At 61.1% G+C, this 1,404-nt stretch carries 1 protein-coding gene; it reads left to right on the top strand.

Going from position 1 to position 1,404, the window contains the following annotated elements; translation table 11 throughout:
- The first annotated feature begins 98 nt into the window (after nucleotides 1-98).
- Nucleotides 99-1,130, top strand: coding sequence for an IS110 family RNA-guided transposase (locus tag JAO82_RS14125; RefSeq protein WP_198687033.1), 1,032 nt, complete (start codon nucleotides 99-101; stop codon nucleotides 1,128-1,130).
- Nucleotides 1,131-1,404: the final 274 nt, after the last annotated feature.

Raw genomic sequence — 1,404 nt, 5'->3', positions numbered from 1 at the left:
GAAGCAGAGGAGATGGAGTGGTTGCCGCCCTCCCCAGACGGCATCGATTTGTGCCAAGGTCGTGGTGTCAACAGCCACACAACGAGGAGGACGGCGAGATGAAGGATATGATGATTGGGGTCGATCTGGCAAAGACTGTTTTTCAGGTCCACGGCGCCCTGCGGACAGGGGGGGAGGTCCAGTTCCGCAAGAAGCTCACGCGAAAGCAGTTTCCCGTGTTCATGGCGCGGCAGGAGCCCTGCCTGGTCATCTTTGAGGCCTGCGGCAGCGCGCACTACTGGGCGCGGGAGATGGAGGCGCTTGGGCACGAGGTGAAACTGATCGCGCCACAGTACGCTCGCCCGTTCGTCAAGCGCCAGAAGAATGACGCCGCCGATGCCGAGGCGATCGTCATCGCGGCCCGACAGCCAGAAATGCGTTTCGTGGCGCCCAAGACGGTTGAGCAGCAATCCCGCGCGGCTGTGTTCCGCGGCCGGGAGCGTCTGGTGCATCAGCGGACTGCGGATGTGAACGCTTTGCGGGCGCTGCTGTATGAACATGGCCACGTGTTTCCCGTAGGAACACGCCACCTCAATCGCATGACGGCGCTTGTGGAGGATGAAGCTTCGGACCTACCCGCACTGATCCGGGAGGAGTGCCAGGACCTGCTGGCGCAGATTGCAGAGAAAACGGCGCGTATCACCGAACGGACCATGAAACTCAAGACGCTGGCGGCCCAGTCAGACAGGGCGCGCCGGCTCCAGACCATGCCCGGTGTTGGACCGCTGACGGCCGTCGCGGTGGAAGCGTTCGGACCTGACATGGCGCAGTTCAAAACAGGGCGCGACTTTGCGGCTTGGCTGGGTTTGGTCCCCAGGCAGCATTCCTCTGGAGGCAAGGAGCGCTTGGGGCGAATGACCAAGGCGGGGCAGGCTGATATCCGACGCCTCCTGATCATTGGCGCAATGTCGCGACTGAACTGGCTTGGGCAGCGCACAATTACGGAGGGCAGCTGGCTGTCACGCATGTTGGCGCGCAAGCCCAAGATGCTGGTCGCGATCGCGCTGGCCAACAAGATGGCCCGACAGATTTGGGCGATGCTGACGAAGAACGAAGATTACAAGGATCCGGCGCTGGCAGTCGCGGCATGATGCTCATGTCGAACTGCTGGTAACGGTGCCAAGGGGGGTGTGGAGAAGACGACGACCTGAATGGGCAAAACGATCGAACAGATCCGGATTGGGAAAACCAGTTAAAGCCTGCGAGCTGAAAGCTCGAAGAGGAGATTTGGACCCGGTTCGCTGATCACCATCCCGGCCCGCGGCTTCTGGAAGTGCCGCATCATGAGGCCTCACAGAAGACCGCACTCGATCACGCGCCAATAAGGTCAGAAACTTCTTGCACTACGGGCGTCAACCACAGAAG

This window comes from Pontibaca salina (assembly GCF_016307205.1).
Taxonomy (GTDB): domain Bacteria; phylum Pseudomonadota; class Alphaproteobacteria; order Rhodobacterales; family Rhodobacteraceae; genus Pontibaca; species Pontibaca salina.
The sequence above is the reverse complement of the archived record's forward strand: the minus strand, read 5'-3'. Positions and strand labels throughout refer to the sequence as shown.